The following is a 17881-nucleotide window of genomic DNA, read 5'->3' as shown; positions in this document are numbered from 1 at the left end:
TTACTGGGCGTTGGCTTTGGGCTGGGCGGGCGGTGATTTAGCGGTAACCTTGTCACCTGGATTAAGCCCGCTCATGTTGCCGACGATCACCTGTTCACCGGTTTTGAGCCCCTCGGTGATCTGCCAGCGCGAGTCCTGCATGGCGCCAGTCTTGACCGGCCGTGTCTCGACTGCGCCGTCCTGACTGATCACCAGTACGCGTGCTGCACCATCACTGGAACGCTGAATGGCGCGCTGGGGAACGAGTATGGCGTTGGCGTCGACCCGCTGAGGCGTGCGCACGCGCACATACATGCCCGGCAGCAATACGCCTTTGGGGTTGGCGAAGCGCGCGCGCAACGAAACCTGGCCGGTGGTCCGGTCCACCGCAACATCGGTAAAAAGCAGGGTGCCCGTGCTCTTATAGTCAGTGCCGTCGACACTCAGTGACAGCGCGTCTTCTCCGCCCTTGGGCAAGCGACCCTCCTGAATGGCTGCGCGCATCCGCAGCGCTTCAGCCGCTGGCTGGGTGAAGTCGGCATAGACCGGGTCCAACTGCTGAATCGTCGCCATCAGTGTGGTCTCGCCTTGACCGACCAATGCGCCTTCGGTGACCGTTGCGCGACCGATACGCCCGGAAATCGGTGCCCTGACCGTGGCATAGCCCAGGTTCAGCCTGGCGGTTTCCACATCAGCCTGGGCAGATTTCTTGGCGGCAACCGCGTTCTGCAGCGCAGAGCGAGCGGTGTCGAAGGTCTGCCGACTCACCGCTTCAATTTCCACCAGTGACTCATAGCGCTTGGCCGTGGCTTGCGTTTCGAACAGCGTGGCTTCGGTGCGTGCCAGATCTCCCTGAGCTTTGGACAACGCTGCCTTGAACGGCGCCGGGTCGATCTGGAACAGTACCGCACCGGCTTTCACGTCGGCGCCTTCCTCGAAATTGCGCGTCAGCACGATGCCGGCCACCCGGGCTCGCACCTGTGCCACACGAACCGGTTCGATACGGCCGGGCAATTCGTCGATGACAGTGAAAGGCTCGGTGTTGACCGTGAACGCTTCTACCTCCTTGGGGGGCGCAGACGCAGCGTGGTCCTGCGCCGGCTTCTGCTCGCATCCGGCAAGCCCCAGCACGGCCAGCAGTGCCAAACCAGGCACGAAACGCCAATCGCTCAAACTACTCATCATTCACCTGGCCGCAGCCCATCAGACGCTAAAGACGCGCATAATCCACCTTTGTACTATGGTGAGTCAACATTGACTCATATGAGACTTTAGTGACTAATTGTGTAGGCGCTTTGAGAATGCAGCTATCTTCTGCACAATGCGCCGCCCGCCACTTACACGAGTTGAAGACGTACCTAATGGAATTACCCGCTGCTGACGACAAATTTCTGAAGGCCCTGGCCGTTGCGCTGGTTGACCATTCCAACGGTACGCTCAAGGACATTGCGCAGGCTGCTGGCGTAAGCAAGGCGACCCTCAACCGGTTCTGCGGGACCCGGGCCAATCTCGTGGAAATGCTCCTCAACCATGCCTCGGTCCTGATGAATCAGATGGTGGCCGACGCAGACCTGAAGCACGCGCCGCCGCTCGAGGCTTTCCAGCGGCTGGTGGACAACCACCTTATGCATCGCGAAATGCTGGTCTTTCTGGTCTTCCAGTGGCGCCCTGATTCGCTCGACGAAAGCTGCGGCGGTCGTCGCTGGTTGCCTTACTCCGATGCACTCGATGCGTTCTTCCTGCGTGGTCAGCGTGAAGGACTGTTCAGGATCGACATCAGTGCCACTGTTCTCAGCGAAATGTTTGCAGCGCTGCTTTCCGGGATGGTTGACGCCGAACGCCGCGGTCGTCTGGCGCGCGCAGGGATGGGAGCGCTGCTGATCCAGTTTTTCCTGCAGGGCGCGGCGGCCGTCAGGTAAGCAATAGCCTTGCAGCCAGCCCCGTGCTGTTTTGTCGCACCCGGCCTGACGCCCATAAGACCGACGTTTGCGCGCTTGCTCATGGTTTGATACAGGATTGTCGGTATTCCCGACCGTCCGTGAGTGGTAAATTCGCCCCCTCTGAATTTGTCTGAACCCACGCGCCTTATCCTCCAGGGGACGTAAGACATGACGTACCAACCGACCCGCCGCCAGGTGGTCACAGGCCTCTCGTTGCTGAGCCTTGGCCTGCTGGCTGGCTGTGGCAATTCCAATGCTTTGCCGTTCAAGCACGGCAAAGACATGAGCAACGAAATTGTTGGCCGTAACTTCCGGCTCAAGGATTCGAAAGGCAACGTCAAGACCCTGTCGAGCTTTCGCGGCTTGATGCCGATGATTTTTTTTGGCTTCACCCAATGCCCGGCCATTTGCCCGACGGCGCTGGCGCGTGCCGCCCAGATCAGAAAACTGATGGGCGAGGAGGGCAAGACGCTTCAGGTGGTGTTCATTACACTTGATCCGGAGCGCGATACGCCCGAAGTGATCGATGCCTACGTAAAAGCATTCGACCCGACCTTCGTTGCCCTGTCCGGCACGCTTGAAGAGACGGCCGCAACGGCGAAGGAGTTCGGCGTGTTTTTCGAGAAGGTCCCGCTGGGCGATACTTACACCATTTCCCACACAGCCACCAGTTACGTCTACGACACCCGCGGCGTACTGCGCCTGGGGTTGTCGCACAGGCTGTCCGCTCAACAATGCACCGAAGATCTGCTCACTTTGATGGAAGTATGCTGATGACTGCTCTGATTCGTAATACCGTAAAACCGCTGTTGATGACCCTTTCGCTGCTGGGCCTGAGCGCTCAGGCACTGGCTGAAACACACGTCGATGATGCCTGGGTGCGTGCCACCGTACCGGGCCAGCCTTCGACGGGCGCCTTCATGCGCATTACGTCCAGCACCGACAGCAAACTGGTGGACGTTGCTTCACCTGCTGCCAAGACCGTGCAGATCCATCAGATGAGCATGAAAGGCGATGTGATGAGCATGCAACGCGTGACCTCGGTCGACCTGCCGGCGGGTGAGCCGGTGGTATTTGACTCCAACGGCTATCACGTGATGTTCATGGGCCTTGCTGCGCAGGTCAAAGAGGGTGACAAGGTGCCCCTGACCCTTACGGTGGAAGACGCCAAGGGCGTGAAGGAATCCGTTCAGGTCACGGCGATAGCCAGGTCACTGACCAGTGACGAAGACGGCGGGCACGGTGATCACAGCGGTCATTGACGTATTGCCTGATATGCGCAAGTGGCACGCGGAGCGTCACACGATAGTCCAGATTCCCGTTCCCCATGCTCGCGTGAGAATGCCTCGGGTGAGGCTCCGCGTCACAACTCTGCGCCGCACCACTCTTTCAGGTTCGTCGATGACCTGACCTGAGCGGACTGGGCATCCACTACGTCGGTTACGTGATCCACAATGCAGTGATGCGAGGCGCTGAGCGTTGCTGTAGTGTGCGCACCCAAAACAAGGGGCGCCTACATGCAAGACCTGCTGAACGAAATCCTCGATGAAGTAAGACCTTTGCTCGGCCAGGGCAAGGTCGCCGATTACATTCCGGCGCTGGGCGGAGTTCGGCCTGATCAGCTGGGCATCGCGGTGTATGGCAACGATGGCCAGATATTCTGCGCGGGTGATGCCGAGACACAGTTTTCGATTCAGAGCATTTCCAAGGTGTTCAGTCTGGTTCAGGCCATCGGCCATTCCGGCGAGGACATCTGGCAGCGTCTGGGCCATGAGCCCTCCGGCCAGCCGTTCAATTCGCTGGTGCAGCTGGAGTTCGAGCGAGGCAGGCCGCGCAATCCGTTCATCAACGCCGGTGCGCTGGTGATCTGCGACATTAACCAGGCGCGTTTTGCGGCGCCTTCGTTGTCGATGCGCGATTTTGTGCGCCGTCTGTGCGGCAACCGTTCGATCACCTCCGACTCCAAGGTCGCCGAGTCCGAATACCAGCACCGTTCGCGCAACGCGGCGGCGGCTTATCTGATGAAATCCTTCGATAATTTTCACGGCGACGTAGAGGACGTGCTGCGCAGTTATTTTCACCATTGTGCGTTGAGCATGAACTGCATTGATCTGGCGCGAGCTTTCGGGTTTCTGGCCAATCAAGGTTTTTGCGCCCACAGTGGCGAGCAGATCCTCAGCGCCCGCCAGGCCACCCAGGTCAATTCGATCATGGCCACCAGCGGTCTTTACGACGAAGCCGGAAACTTCGCCTACCGCGTCGGTCTGCCGGGCAAAAGCGGGGTAGGCGGCGGGATTGTGGCAATCGTGCCGGAGCGCTTTTCAGTCTGTGTGTGGTCTCCGGAGTTGAACGCGGCAGGCAACTCCCTGGTTGGTATGGCTGCGCTGGAAAAACTCAGCGCGCGAATTGACTGGTCAGTCTTTTGAGGTAACAGTGCTCGGAACGCAAATCGTCAGGAGTCATGGATTGAATCGAAGTGTGTGCAAATGGCTCATGATGAGTGCTGCGCTTTTGGTACTGGCGGGGTGCGGTACTCAGCGCGCTCAAGAGCCTGAACTGAGCCCCGAGCAGGCGCGTGCGCAGATCTCGCGTCTGATGCCTGCCAATGTCTCGGACCGGCAGGCGTGGGCGGCGGATATCCAGGCCGCGTTCGCTGCGCAGAAAATTCCGATGACCACCGAAAACGTATGTTCTGTATTGGCTGTGACCGAACAGGAATCGACCTTTCAGGCTGACCCTGCAGTGCCGGGCATGGGCCGTATTGCCCGCGCCGAAATCGACCGACGCGCCGCGCGGCTGCACATTCCGAATGCTCTGATTGCCACGGCGTTGCGGGTGCGTTCTCCGGATGGCAAGACGTACGGCAAGCGGCTCGATTCGGCTCATACGGAAAAGGACCTGAGCGCCATTTTCGATGATTTCATCGGCATGGTGCCGTTGGGGCAGGTCCTGTTCGGTAACTTCAATCCGGTCAAGACCGGTGGACCGATGCAGGTCAGCATCGCTTTCGCCGAAAAACATGCCGAGGATTATCCCTACACGGTTGACGGTTCGATCCGGCGAGAAGTGTTTACCCGCCGTGGCGGCATGTATTTCGGCATCGCCCATCTGCTGGGTTACCCGGTGAACTACACGCAGACCTTGTACCGCTTCGCCGACTTCAATGCCGGTTGGTACGCCAGCCGTAACGCCGCATTTCAAAATGCTGTGAGCCGCGCGACCGGTATCGAACTGGCGCTTGATGGGGACCTGATCCGCTTCGACTCCACCTCGCCAGGCGCCACCGAGCTTGCAGTGCGCACGCTGGCGGACCGGTTGGGCATGAACAAGTCGCAGATATGGAGTCAGCTCAAGCAGGGCGACACCCTGGAGTTCGAGGACACCGATCTGTATCGCAAGGTATTCGCGCTGGCCGACACGTCAGCAGGCAAGCCCCTGCCAAGGGCCGTATTGCCCGGCATTACCCTGAAAAGCCCGAAAATCACTCGCAACCTCACCACCGCCTGGTTCGCCGAGCGCGTGGATGACCGGCGTGAACGCTGTGTGCAGCGCGCGCCGAAGGGCATTTGAATCATCTGGCACCGGCTCCGCTCGTTTGAGGGTGCATTTTATGGATGATCAGCGTGACAGAAGCTTTTCCGTGGTTTTATCCCGTTCGCCTGCAAAAAATGCATCAAGCACGCTCTTGAACACTGGTCGTTCAGGGGCGGCGAGGGCGAACAGGGTCATGCTCGAATGCAGCTTCAGGTCATCCGGCGAGCCGAATATCTGGCGTGCCGTACGCTCCGCCTGAGACACGATGATGCTGGCGCATTGCTCCATGCGCGCACCGAGCAGCGGGTGCTGCAGGTAGGCGCGGGCTTCTTCCAGACCGCTGATGGCGTAACGTTGTGCCATGTCGCTGCGGCCCAGCCCCTCGATCTGCGGAAACACGAACCACATCCAGTGGCTGCGTTTATGCCCGGCTTCAAGTTCCATTACCACCTGTTGGAACACTGGCTGCTGAGCGTTGACAAAGCGTTGCAGGTTGTAAGCGTCGTTCATGATCTGCTTCCTGTTTCTTAACGAACCTGTGGTCGTATGATGGCCGCCCGACACGGGGGTTCTACCGGTCTCGAGAGTTTTTGCGAATGCCTGTCTTCAAGCGCTTCACTATTTTCATGCAGCAGGCCTTTCGGGCTATGCACCTGGTATGGACCACTTCTCGCGGCTTGTCCGTCGGCCTGATACTGGCAACGCTGATTGCTGGACTGTTGCCCGCACTGGCCGCCTGGCTGGGACAGCGCATCGTGGACGCCGTCGTGGCCGCAATGCAGTTGCACGCCAGCACCGGCGACGCGCCTCTGTGGCCGGTATTGCGTTACGTATTGTTCGAAGCCGGTGTGCTGGCGCTGCTGGCCGGTGCGCAAAGAGCGTTGTCAGTGCAACAGGCGCTGTTGCGGGTTTTGCTGGGCCAGAAGGTCAATACGTTGATTCTGGAAAAAGCCCAGACCCTGTCGCTGTCGCAATTCGAGGATTCGGAGTTCTACGACAAACTCGTGCGTGTCCGGCGCGAGGCCTCGACACGGCCGCTCGCGTTGGTGACCAAATCGCTCGGGCTGCTGCAAAACCTGATTTCGCTGATCAGCTTTGCTGTGCTGCTGGTGCATTTTTCGCCGTGGGCGTTGTTGATCCTGGTTGTCGGTGCATTGCCGGTGTTTTTTGCCGAGGCGCATTTTTCCGGTGATGCGTTCCGGTTGTTCACGCGTCGTGCCCCGGAAACCCGTCGACAGAATTACATTGAAACCCTGCTTTCCCACGAGGGCTACATCAAGGAAGTCAAGCTGTTCGGCTTCGCGCCATTGCTGCTGCGGCGCTATCGCGAGACCTTCGAGCGTCTGTACACCGAAGACCGCCGCCTGACTCTGCGTCGTGACGGCTGGGGCTTTCTGCTGGGGCTGCTGGGCACTGCGTCGTTCTACCTGGCGTATGCGTGGGTAGTGATCGATGCGGTACAGGGCAGAATCACTCTCGGTCAGATGACCATGTACCTCGTGCTCTTCAAGCAGGGGCAGGCCGCGGTCAGTAGCAGCCTTAGCGCTATTAGCGGCTTGTATGAGGACGGCCTGTACCTGGCGGACCTGTATGTCTACCTTGGCCAGCCGGTCACGCCACCGACGGGCAGCCTGACGCAGGGCGCGCTGCCAGGCGATGGCATGCGTTTCGAAAGGGTGAGTTTCACCTACCCGGGCACCAGCCGCCCGGCACTTGAGCATATCGACCTGCACCTGGCACCGGGTCGCAGCGTAGCGCTGGTGGGTGAAAACGGTTCGGGCAAGACCACCCTGATCAAGCTGCTGACCCGCTTGTATCGCCCTGACGAGGGCCGAATCCTGCTGGATGGCAGCGATTTGCAGGACTGGGAAGAAGATGCGCTGCGCTCGCGCATTGGCGTGATCTTTCAGGACTTCATTCGTTATCAGTTTCTGGTCGGCGAAAATCTCGGTGTCGGCGACACTCATGCGTTTCACGATGAAACCCGCTGGCGCGAGGCGGCGGCGCAAGGCATGGCCGCGCAGTTCATCGAACAACTCGACAAGGGTTACGCCACGCAGTTGGGACGCTGGTTCGCAGGCGGTCAGGAGCTGTCCGGTGGTCAATGGCAGAAAATCGCGCTGTCTCGCGCTTACATGCGCCGGGACGCCGATATTCTGATTCTCGACGAACCCACCGCTGCGCTGGATGCGGGCGCAGAGGCCGCCGTGTTCGATCATTTCCGTGAATACGCGAAAGGCCGCATGACGCTGCTCATATCGCACCGGTTTTCCAGCGTGCGTAACGCCGAGCACATCGTCGTACTGGAGCACGGGCGGGTGCTGGAACGCGGTGACCATGACAGCCTGATCGCCGCCGCAGGGCGCTACGCAACGCTGTTCGATCTTCAGGCGCAGGGCTATCGCTAGATAAAAGTGTTGCAGTGAATGACCAGTCGGCGTTTTATGGGAGCCCTGTTTCACGCCGTAATTTTTTGAATCAAACGGAGACATCGATGCAATTTCGTAAATTGGGCAAAACCGACCTGTCGGTCAGCGCGATCTGTCTGGGCACCATGACCTGGGGCGAGCAGAACACCCAGGATGAAGCATTCGAACAGATTCGTATGGCCAAGGACGCTAAGGTCAACTTCCTCGACACGGCCGAGATGTACCCGGTGCCGCCGCGTGGCGAGACCTACACCAAGACCGAAAGCATCATCGGCGAGTACTTCAAGAAGTACGGCGACCGCAGCGACTGGGTGTTGGCCAGCAAAGTGGCCGGACCCGGTCGCATGGAGCACATCCGTGATGGCAACCCGCGCCTCGACCGCAAGAACATTACTGCAGCACTTGAGGCCAGCCTCAAGCGTCTGAACACGGATTATCTGGACCTGTACCAGTTGCACTGGCCGGATCGCAAGACCAACTTTTTCGGTGTCCTGGGCTACACCCACGACCCTGACGACCAAGCGGTCGAGATCGAGGAAACCCTGTCGGTCCTGGCTGATCTGGTCAAGGCAGGCAAGATCCGTCACTTCGGTCTGTCCAACGAAACGCCGTGGGGCACCCAGCGCTTTCTGAGCCTTGCCGAAAAGCTTGATCTGCCGCGCGCCGTGTCGATCCAGAACCCCTACAACCTGCTGAACCGCACATTCGAAGTCGGTCTGGCAGAAATCGCCATTCGCGAACAGATCGGCTTGCTGGCCTATTCGCCACTGGCGTTCGGTGTGCTGGCCGGCAAGTACCTTGACGGCGCACGTCCGGCCGATGGCCGCCTGACCCTGTTCGAGCGCTTCCAGCGCTACAACAACCCGCAGGCCGTCAGCGCTACCGCTCAATACGTTGCGCTGGCCCGCGAGCATGGTCTGGACCCTTCGCACATGGCACTGGCTTACGTGACCAGCCGCCCGTTCGTGACCAGTAACATCATCGGCGCCACGAAACTGGAGCAGTTGAAGATCAATCTGGACAGCATCGATGTCACGCTGTCCGATGAAGTGATCGCCGGTATCGAGGCTATTCACACCGCGCAACCCAACCCCGCGCCATAACCTGCACTGAACTTCCCGTCAGCCTCGCCAGTCAGCACTAGGTGCTTACTCCGAGGCTGAACCCTGATGCATATCTCTCTCAAGCAACAAGTCGCAATCGTTACCGGTGCCAGTTCCGGACTGGGTGCCGGTGCCGCAAGGGCGCTGGCCGACGCTGGCGCTGCAGTGGTCATCAACTACAACTCCAAGGCTGAACCTGCCGAGAAGCTGGCCGAAGAAATTCGCGCTGCGGGTGGCCGTGCCCTGGCGATCGGGGCCGACGTGTCGAAAGAGGAAGATGTCGAGCGGATGTTCGCCCAGACCATTGAGCACTTCGGTACGCTGGATATTCTGGTCGCCAATTCCGGTCTGCAAAAAGATGCGTCCATCGTCGACATGAGCCTGGACGACTGGAACACGGTCATCAATGTCAACCTGACCGGGCAGTTTCTCTGCGCCCGCGCCGCGTTGCGCCAGTTCATCAAGCAGGGCATGCGCCCCGATGTGTCCAGGGCGATGGGCAAGATCATTCACATGAGTTCGGTCCACCAGTTGATCCCTTGGGCCGGGCACGTCAATTACGCAGCGTCCAAGGGCGGCGTCGACCTGCTGATGCGCAGCATCGCCCAGGAAGTCGGCGAACTGAAGATTCGCGTCAACAGTGTTGCGCCGGGTGCGATCCGCACGCCGATCAATGCCGACGCGCGTAAAGGTGATGCCGAGAAGGAAATGCTCAAGCTGATTCCCTACGGCCGCATCGGCGAGCCGGAAGACGTTGCCAACGCGGTCCTTTGGCTGGCTTCCGATGCATCCGATTATGTCCACGGCACTACCCTGTTCATCGACGGTGGTATGACCCTTTACCCGGAGTTTCGTGGCAATGGCTGACTTTCCGGAAGAGGCGCAGAACCGCATCGAGAATCACGGCATCATCGGTGACATGCGCAGTGCAGCGCTGATCGCCGACACCGGCAGTATCGACTTCTGTTGCTGGCCGGACTTCGACAGCCCGTCGATCTTTACCGCGCTGCTCGACACCAATGACGCCGGAATCTTTCAGCTGGCGCCGGATTTGCCTGATGCGCGAAGGCTACAGATTTACCTGCCCGACACCAACGTGCTACAAACCCGCTGGATTTCCGAAGACGCGGTGGTGGAAGTCACTGACCTGATGCCGATTGGCGAAGATCAGGAAGACCTGCCGCGTATCGTACGTCGCGTGCAGGTGCGTTTTGGCGAGGCGACGATCCGCATGCGCTGCCGCGTGCGCATGGACTACAGCCGCGCTGAAACCACCGCGCGCATCGACGGCCAGGACGTCTGTTTCGAGGCAGAGGGGCAGCCGGGCATGCGCTTGTCGGCCGCCACGCCATTGCATCTGCAGGATCAGGACGCGGTCGCTGAGTTTCATATGCACAAAGGCCAGACCATCGAGTTCATTCTTGGCGGTATCGACGACCCTAATGTCGCAGCGGGCAAGTGCTCGCGTTATTTCAACGACACGTTGAAATTCTGGCGTCGTTGGGCTGGCCAGTCGCAGTACAAGGGCCGCTGGCGTGAAATGGTTACCCGTTCGGCGCTGGCGCTCAAGCTGCTGACCTCTCGCAAGCATGGCGGCATCGTCGCTGCAGCGACATTTGGGCTGCCGGAAACCGAGGGTGGCGAACGTAACTGGGATTACCGTTACACCTGGATCCGTGACGCATCGTTCACCGTTTATGCGTTCATGCGCCTGGGCTACACCGAAGAAGCCAATGCGTTCATGGGCTGGGTGCGTGGGCGCCTGGATGACTGCTGCGAACAGACCGAGAAGCTCGGCATTCTGTATGCCCTCGACGGCCATGCCGAGCTGCCCGAAGAACATCTCGATCACCTCTCCGGCTACGGCGGTGCGCAACCAGTGCGTATTGGTAATGAAGCGTACGAGCAGGTCCAGCTGGACATCTACGGCGAGCTGATGGACGCCGTTTACCTGGCCAACAAGTACGGTGACGCAATCTCCCATGAAGGCTGGAAACATGTGGTGCGTCAGGTAGATTACGTGTGCGAGCACTGGAATGACCGCGATGTGGGCATTTGGGAAATGCGCGGCGGCGATCAGCACTTTCTGCATTCTCGGCTGATGTGCTGGGTGGCGCTGGATCGTGCTCTGCGCCTGGCCTTGAAACGTTCGCTGTCGGGGCCTTTCGAACGCTGGAACAAGGTGCGCGAAGATATCCAGAACGACATTTGGGAGAACTTCTGGAACGAAGAACTGGGCCACTTTGTGCAACACAAGGGCAGCCGCAACCTTGATGCGTCCATGTTGCTGATGCCGCTGGTGCGCTTTGTCGGGGCCAATGATCCGAAGTGGCTGGCGACGCTGGATGCCATCGAAGCAGCGCTGGTGCGCGATGGCATGGTATTCCGCTACCGCAACGACGACGATCATGATGACGGCCTGGCGGGCGAAGAGGGCGCCTTCGTGGCCTGCTCGTTCTGGTACGTGGAATGCCTGGCCCGTGCCGGGCGGGTCGAGCAGGCGCATCTGGAGTTCGAGCAACTGCTGCGTTACGCCAACCCGTTGGGGCTGTATGCCGAAGAGTTCAACAGTCACGCGCGGCATCTGGGCAACACACCGCAGGCCTTGAGTCATCTGGCGCTGATCAGCGCGGCCAGTTTTCTGGACCGCAAACTGGGAGGCGGGCAGGCGCTCTGGCAGCCTTGAGTGTACCGAGCGTTTTCGAAAAGGCACTGTGTGGTACAGCGTCCATCGCCCGCCAACACCGGGTTACTTAGGGCGTAGAACGTAGCCGACCGACTGTTTTTCCAGTCGATAATCTTCGGCATATGTTTCGCAATGGCTCAGTCTAGTCAGGTACGCGCCTTGGCCATTCAGGTACTTGCGCGTGTCGACGGCATCGCCGCACATCGCCAGCTCGCGCCCGCTCAGCAGTCCCACGGCCTGAGCTGAGCGCAGCGCACCCATGGGCGTCCAGTCGGCGATCAGCAGCGCGCCCTCCGGCACCGACTCTTCGTAGGCGTGCACGAACTGTTCGGCAGATCGATCACGCAGATAAGGCACCATGAAATAATGAATGTCGTCTCGCATCGGCAGCTTTTCGGTATGCGCAGGCAGCTGGATGACGCCATTGGCGTAAAGCGCATAGGCCAGAAGGATCACCGCAGGCGCGGACAACACTGAAAGATTGAGCAGGACCCCGCGAGCAGCGTTGCGGGGCAACAGGCGCCGCAGTTGAATCATGCCAAGGACACTCAACATCGCTATGCCAGGCAGGAAAAAAGTAAAGCGGTCGGTGACGTTATAGGAAATGGCGAATACCAGGTTCAGCAGTGCCGCGGTCCATAGCAAGCGTAACCGACTGCCCTTGGGAAACAGCACCAGACCCGCCAGCTGAGGTCCGATCAGCGATAGCAGCAACAGCACTACCGAGGTTTTTTCCTGTAACAGTTGGTCGAAGCGCAGCAGGCTGCCCTCCCATTCCGGGCCAGCGAGAGTCGAGGATGCTCCTGTCAGATAACGACGGGCGATCTCCAGCAGCCCCGAGCCTGCGTTCAGATCATTGATCACAGCAAAGGCCGCTGCCGCAAAGCCCAGCAGGAAGCCGGGCAGTGTGATCAGCGCCAGAGCTTTGTGCTGATACAGAATTTGCACGTACAACGGCAGCAGGACCACAAAGGTCAGTTGGTGGATCGAGGCGGCCATGCCGGTCAGAACGCCGACCATGAATAGTTTTTTCAACGGTGTCAGCCGGCTGCTGTCGTGAAATTGCAACGCATATGTCAGCAGCACGAGCAGGGTGTGCAGCAGGTAGACCTCCGCCTTGGTCGAGACCCAGAAAACTCCGTGGGCGAGCAGTGTCGCCACCGCGGCAAGTACGGCCTGACGAGGCCCTGCACCGACGTTCAGGGCCAGTCGATAGATGACCCAGGCGAGTGGCAGCAAAATCATAGAATTCAGCAGGCTGAGCGGCGTAGCTCCGAACAAAGTCAAAAATACGGCATTGAACAACTGATAAAGCGGATGCTCCAGTGGTCCGAGCGACTGGCTGAAATACGGCCCCTCATGGGCATTGGCCAGAAACATGCCGTTGTCCATCCATTGCACCGGCCCGCTGGAAGCCAGAAAGCTCGCTGCAATGGCGAGGCATAGCAGAACCATGGGAATGATGATTGATGCGCGTGAAGTATCGGCAGGCATTGAATAAAACTCCTCCTTGAGGTGAACAGAAAAACGGGAAACGATCACTTGGCGGCGTCAGGGCTGACGCTCCGGCACCTGTGCAGCGTCTTTGAACCGGGACAGCATCGCCGCCCCGATGGCCACCGCAAACCACAGGGTCGCCAGGCGGATCAGTAGCGTTGCCGCAACGGCATCCGCGCTTGGCATGCCTTTGAAAATCAGCAGTCCGACCATGACCGCTTCGGCACTGCCCAGGCCGCCAGGCATGAAACTCACTGCGCCTGCGAGCATCGCCAATGCGTAAGTGAACACGGCAAACGTGAGGGGGATCTGGGCGCCCAGCCAGCCAAGCATCCAGTAGAACGCCAGTGATTCGGCGCTCCAGGCGATCAGGCTTAGCCAGCTGGCCGTCAGCAGTACGTCCCAGCGCAGGCATTGGCGCGCCGCGATCAACATGTCGAATACTTGCCGCCACAGTCTGTGCCGTCGTGTGCCGCTGGCCGCCGGTATCAAACCCCGCAGGCGTCGCAGCAAAGGGCGTTGAGACAGGACCAGCAGGACGGCGAGTACCAATATCAGGCCAGGCACGATGATTGTTTGCGCTTGCGGATACCACGACAAGCCGAACAACGTCAGCAGCACGATGGCCAGCAAGTCGGACAGGCGCTCGCTGAAAAAAGCGGCAAAGCTGTGTGGGTAGGGCACGCCCAGCGGTTTGAGTAACACGCCGCGCAAGGCTTCGCCGGCCTTGCCAGGCGTCGTGGTCAAGGCAAAGCCCGCCAGATAAATGCTCAGGCTGTGTCGCCACGCGAGCGGATGCCCCAGGACCTGAAGGTAGAGTTGCCAGCGGCCGAAGCGCAGGCCGTAATTGAGCGCGGACATCAGCAATGCCGCGCCAATGCCGAGCAGCCCGACCTTGGCGGCCGCCTCGCTCACCGCCTGCCAGCCGCCCCACAGGGAAAACCCCAGATACCCCAGCGCAGAGCCGACCACTGACAGCAATACCGCCCTATAACGCCATCCTGACAGCGCCGACAGACTGCTCACAGGTCGAGCCTTTTGAACAGCGCTCGCGGTATCGAGCGGATCACCCACATGATCCAGGCCCAGTAGCCCGGTACGTAAAGACTGCCTGATTGACGCTCAATCCCCGCGAAGATGCATCTGGCAACCGTTTCAGGCTGCGCAACCAGCGCGGCAGGCAACTTCTGACCCTGGGTCATGGGGGTATCGACAAAACCGGGCTTGATGGTCAGCACACGCACACCGATCTTGAACATACGCGCGTCCAGCCCGTCGCAGAACGTGGTGACTGCTGCCTTGGCCGAACCGTAAAGGTAGTTGGAAGGGCGGCCGCGCTCGCCAGCCACCGAAGAGATCACCGCCAGTGTGCCGCAGCGCTGTATTTCGAAATGCCGGGCCAGCAGGGTCAGCAGCGCGATCACTGAAACACTGTTGGTGATGAAAGCCTGCAGCGCCAGGGCAACGTCTTGTTCGCACGCGCGCTGGTCGGGCAAGGTGCCATGTGCAATCAGCACAATGTCGATCTGGCCGAAGGCCTTCAGGCATGCGTCGAGCATTGCCGGGTGTTCGGCAAAGTGCGTAGCGTCCATGGGGTGCAGCATGATACTCCCGGCACCACGAGCCTTGAGGTCGGCTTCGTTGCTTTCCAGCTTTTCTACATTGCGTGCGACGAGGAAAAAATCACAACCTTGCACTGCCCAGAGCCTAGCGCAGGCGTGGGCGATGGTAGAGGTCGCTCCAATGATCAGGATTCGTTTCATGGCATCACTCGTTTCCAGAAGCGGGACATCAGGGAAGGGTCGCGCAGGGCTTCCAGTTGCTCCCAGGCTGGGTAGGCCAAACGAAAATCGCTACCGTTCATGTGGGCATCCTTGGCCGGGTACAGGCGTCCGCCGGCTTCCCGGACGATAGCGTCCAGGCGCGGGAACAGAGAACCGGCCAGATCGTGGGTCTGCGGAAAGTCGAGCGCCAACGAGGTGCCTTGCATCGGAAATGACAACAACCCCGGTGAGACGATGTCGCCGCAGCGCTTGAGCACCGCGAGAAAAGATCCCCGCGCCGAAGCGGCGATAACATCGAGCAACGCCTGAATGGCTTGTGGGGCGCAATTTTCCGGGATCACGCACTGGTATTGCTGAAAACCGTTGCGGCCATACAGGCGATTCCAGTGATGAAGGCGATCCAGCGGGTAGAAAAAAGATTCGTGGCTGCAGCGCCTTGGCGTGGATCGGCGTGGATGTGCATGCCAGTACATCGAATTGAAAGCGCGCAGTGAAAAGTTGTTCACCAGGGAAAACGGTGGCATGAACGGCATGCTCAGTGCGCGGCGCGGCGTTGCCAGCAGCGAACCGTAACCGGCATGGTCGCCGACGATGTAGACCCCGCGCCCGCTGTTGTTGCCTTTGGCCAGGCAGTCGATCCACGCCACGCTGTATTCGTGTCGGGCGTCCAGAGTCTGGGACAAAGCGAAAAACTCTTTCAGGTTGGCAAAGCGCACGACGCAGCTATCAATCTGGCTGGTGCGGACAGGCATGAGTTGCAGATCGATCCAGTTGATCACCCCGGTCAGGCCCAGGCCGCCGATGGTTGCGGCGAACAATCGCGGGTGTTCCTGCGCTGAACAGATCATCGGCGGCTCGCCTTGGCGGATCAGCCCGAAGCGCTTGACGTGACAGCCGAATGTCCCGCGTCGATGATGGTTCTTGCCATGAACGTCGTTGGCAACCGCCCCGCCCAGTGTGACGAATCGGGTGCCGGGGGTGACCGGTAGAAACCAGCCATGCGGTATGGCTGCGTCGAGCAGTTGCGACAAGGTCATGCCCGCTTCGAGTCGGACCATGCCGGTCTGCCAGTCGGCGGCAATGAAGCGGTCCAGTCGGCGCATGTCCAGCACATGATCACTGGCGGCCAGACAGCTGTCGCCGTAACTGCGTCCGTTGCCGAACGGCAGGCTGCTGCGATGGCGGCCAATGATGTCGGCAATATGTGTGGGCAAGCGCTCTATCGCTTCACATGCGTGACCTTGCTGCGGAATGAGCGGGTAGCGACCCCATGAATAGAGAGGTGCGTTCATGCTGCGACCCAGAAAACAGTCAGGAACAGAAATCCGATGCCTTGGCTCACCCGGTCGCGAATCGCGAACACCACCGGGTCCTCGTTCATCTCGCCGCGATGAGTCAGCATCCAGATCCGGGTTATCCAGAACAGCAACAGGGGGCATGCCAGCCAGATCGCATGTGGGTGCTGGTAAAGGGCCGACGTTGCGCCTTCATGGATGTACAGCGCCAGAACCATGACGGCCAGATTGCCCGACGACGCTCCCAATGAGGCGATCATCTCCAGATCGCCGGGGTAGTAGCCGCGACCGCGTGTCCTGCTGGTCAGATTGCGCATCCGGGCGTCACGCAGTTCGGCGTAGCGTTTGACCAGCGCAAGGCTGAGAAACAGAAACATCGAGAACGCCAGAATCCAGAACGTCAGGGGTAACTGAAACGCCGCAGCGCCTGCAAGGATGCGGGTGGTGTAGAGCATCGCCAGAACGATGACATCCACTGCCATATGCCGCTTCAGATAAAGCGAGTAAACCAGCGTCAACAGGTAATAAGCTGCCAGCACGGCCGAAAACTGCCACGGCAATGTGAGCATTGCGCCCGCGAACGCAGCCGCCAGCAATAGCGGGATCGCGACCAGGCCGGACTTTATCGACAGTTGGCCGCTGGCGAACGGACGCAGGCGCTTGCTGTGGTGGTGTCGATCGTCTGCCAGATCGAGGAGATCGTTGAGCAGGTAGACGCTTGAAGCACACAGCCCGAAGCATAAAAATGCCAGTAAGCCGTCAAGCATCAACAGTGGGTTCTGGAGTTGGTGGGCGGCCAGTAGCGGCACGAAAATCAGGGTGTTTTTCATCCATTGGTGCAGGCGAAGCGCTTTAAACCAGGCGTGCCGCCGCGTCGATGCGGTTTTGATGACCTGAGCGACATTACCCAGCGCGCGTGCCTTGCGCTCTACGCCTGCCAGCGGGCTGGCAACTATAGACTGGCGCGAAACCTTCCAGACGCACAGGTCATCCCGCGAGTTGCCTATGTAGTCAAAGCCGCCTTCACCGTAGAGGCTGACCAGCAGATCGCGTTTGCGATGGGCAGAGAGGTTGATCAGGCCATCCGAGGCCAAGACCTGATCGAACAGTTGCAGGTGCGTGGCTATTCGGCTGGCAAGTGTGTCATGGCAGGCCGTTGCCAATACCACCAGACGTCCGCTCTGGCGTTGGGTTTGTATGTAGTCAATGACCGCTGCGTGGTACGGCAGCAAGGTCACATCAATATCGGTGCCCAGCGCCAGCCCTTGTTTCAGCGACGCCTTGCCTCGCAGCAGCCAGGCAAAAATCCGCAACACCTGCAGCGGGTGATGGCGTATGAATGCCATCGCCGTTTCAAACAGCATGTCCGAAGACAGTAATGTGCCGTCGAGGTCGACCACCAGCGGAGGGTGAACCTCAAGAATTCTTCCCTGAATGCCGGACATGAATAGTCGCTCCTTTGAAAGTGAGCGCACTATGGGACGAAAGCGGACATTCACCACGACAAAAAAGTTAAAGACCATCAGCAATATAGCCGTGCCGATGACGCCAGAGAACGTGTCTGCTTCAGCGCCGACGATGCTTGATGACTATTGATGGATGGCGAGTGATTGATATGGAGGCTGTGTACGCCG

Annotated in this window: 16 protein-coding genes; 9 read left to right on the top strand and 7 right to left on the bottom strand. The window is 59.6% G+C overall.

The genetic code is table 11. The annotated features are described in order from the left end of the window. The gene (locus I9H09_RS14290) at positions 1-1161 is read right to left on the bottom strand and encodes an efflux RND transporter periplasmic adaptor subunit (RefSeq protein ID WP_042932583.1); all 1161 of its coding nucleotides are present in this window, start codon (positions 1159-1161) and stop codon (positions 1-3) included. A 179-nt stretch (positions 1162-1340) separates the two neighbouring features. Here I9H09_RS14290 and I9H09_RS14285 point away from each other — a divergent pair, with 179 nt between their 5' ends. From I9H09_RS14285 to I9H09_RS14265, 5 genes are all read left to right on the top strand, one after another. After that, the gene (locus I9H09_RS14285) at positions 1341-1898 is read left to right on the top strand and encodes a TetR/AcrR family transcriptional regulator (protein ID WP_024669097.1); all 558 of its coding nucleotides are present in this window, start codon (positions 1341-1343) and stop codon (positions 1896-1898) included. Positions 1899-2087: 189 nt separating this feature from the next. Continuing rightward, a complete protein-coding gene (locus I9H09_RS14280; RefSeq protein WP_005893304.1) occupies positions 2088-2693 on the top strand; it encodes an SCO family protein in 606 nt (201 codons plus the stop codon). Beyond that, on the top strand, positions 2687-3181 hold the full coding sequence (locus tag I9H09_RS14275; RefSeq protein ID WP_183142509.1) for a copper chaperone PCu(A)C: 495 nt from the start codon (positions 2687-2689) through the stop codon (positions 3179-3181). Before I9H09_RS14280 ends, I9H09_RS14275 begins: the two co-directional genes overlap by 7 nt. Before the next feature lie 255 nt (positions 3182-3436). Then, complete coding sequence (glsB, locus tag I9H09_RS14270; RefSeq protein ID WP_005893300.1) at positions 3437-4345, top strand: glutaminase B; 909 nt, start codon at positions 3437-3439, stop codon at positions 4343-4345. Between the two features lie 67 nt (positions 4346-4412). Continuing rightward, a complete protein-coding gene (locus tag I9H09_RS14265) occupies positions 4413-5489 on the top strand; it encodes a DUF1615 domain-containing protein (RefSeq protein ID WP_122313182.1) in 1077 nt (358 codons plus the stop codon). A 48-nt stretch (positions 5490-5537) separates the two neighbouring features. Here the strand turns inward: I9H09_RS14265 and I9H09_RS14260 are convergent, their stop codons facing one another. After that, complete coding sequence (locus I9H09_RS14260) at positions 5538-5963, bottom strand: DUF1810 domain-containing protein (RefSeq protein WP_122313183.1); 426 nt, start codon at positions 5961-5963, stop codon at positions 5538-5540. Between the two features lie 86 nt (positions 5964-6049). Between I9H09_RS14260 and I9H09_RS14255 the strand changes: the two genes are divergently transcribed. The 4 genes from I9H09_RS14255 (at position 6050) to I9H09_RS14240 (ending at position 11671) form a co-directional block, all read left to right on the top strand. Then, positions 6050-7861, top strand: coding sequence for an ABC transporter ATP-binding protein (locus tag I9H09_RS14255; RefSeq protein ID WP_122313184.1), 1812 nt, complete (start codon positions 6050-6052; stop codon positions 7859-7861). 86 nt (positions 7862-7947) lie between these two features. Beyond that, entirely contained in the window at positions 7948-8985 is a 1038-nt protein-coding gene (locus I9H09_RS14250; RefSeq protein WP_005893286.1) for an NADP(H)-dependent aldo-keto reductase, read from the top strand. 66 nt (positions 8986-9051) lie between these two features. Next, positions 9052-9852, top strand: a complete 801-nt coding sequence (locus tag I9H09_RS14245; RefSeq protein WP_005893284.1) for an SDR family oxidoreductase — start codon at positions 9052-9054, stop codon at positions 9850-9852. After that, complete coding sequence (locus I9H09_RS14240) at positions 9845-11671, top strand: glycoside hydrolase family 15 protein (RefSeq protein ID WP_236502338.1); 1827 nt, start codon at positions 9845-9847, stop codon at positions 11669-11671. Before I9H09_RS14245 ends, I9H09_RS14240 begins: the two co-directional genes overlap by 8 nt. A 63-nt stretch (positions 11672-11734) precedes the next feature. Here I9H09_RS14240 and I9H09_RS14235 read toward each other — a convergent pair whose 3' ends face one another. Genes I9H09_RS14235 through I9H09_RS14215 form a run of 5 tightly spaced genes read right to left on the bottom strand, consistent with a single transcriptional unit; the run spans position 11735 to position 17692 of the window. Next, the gene (locus I9H09_RS14235; protein ID WP_122347153.1) at positions 11735-13165 is read right to left on the bottom strand and encodes a DUF2723 domain-containing protein; all 1431 of its coding nucleotides are present in this window, start codon (positions 13163-13165) and stop codon (positions 11735-11737) included. A gap of 57 nt (positions 13166-13222) precedes the next feature. Then, the gene (locus I9H09_RS14230; RefSeq protein ID WP_122347152.1) at positions 13223-14194 is read right to left on the bottom strand and encodes a lysylphosphatidylglycerol synthase transmembrane domain-containing protein; all 972 of its coding nucleotides are present in this window, start codon (positions 14192-14194) and stop codon (positions 13223-13225) included. Beyond that, a complete protein-coding gene (locus I9H09_RS14225; protein WP_122347151.1) occupies positions 14191-14931 on the bottom strand; it encodes an SDR family oxidoreductase in 741 nt (246 codons plus the stop codon). The genes I9H09_RS14230 and I9H09_RS14225 overlap by 4 nt, the downstream gene beginning before the upstream one ends. After that, positions 14928-16244: an FAD-binding oxidoreductase gene (locus I9H09_RS14220; protein WP_122325074.1), complete on the bottom strand. Its 1317-nt coding sequence runs from the start codon at positions 16242-16244 to the stop codon at positions 14928-14930. Before I9H09_RS14220 ends, I9H09_RS14225 begins: the two co-directional genes overlap by 4 nt. Next, positions 16241-17692: a UbiA family prenyltransferase gene (locus I9H09_RS14215; protein ID WP_053932275.1), complete on the bottom strand. Its 1452-nt coding sequence runs from the start codon at positions 17690-17692 to the stop codon at positions 16241-16243. The genes I9H09_RS14220 and I9H09_RS14215 overlap by 4 nt, the downstream gene beginning before the upstream one ends. Positions 17693-17881: the final 189 nt, after the last annotated feature.

This window comes from Pseudomonas tremae, from assembly GCF_023278125.1.
Taxonomy (GTDB): domain Bacteria; phylum Pseudomonadota; class Gammaproteobacteria; order Pseudomonadales; family Pseudomonadaceae; genus Aquipseudomonas; species Aquipseudomonas tremae.
Note: the sequence above shows the minus strand (reverse complement) of the source record. Positions and strands in the feature narration are given on the sequence as shown.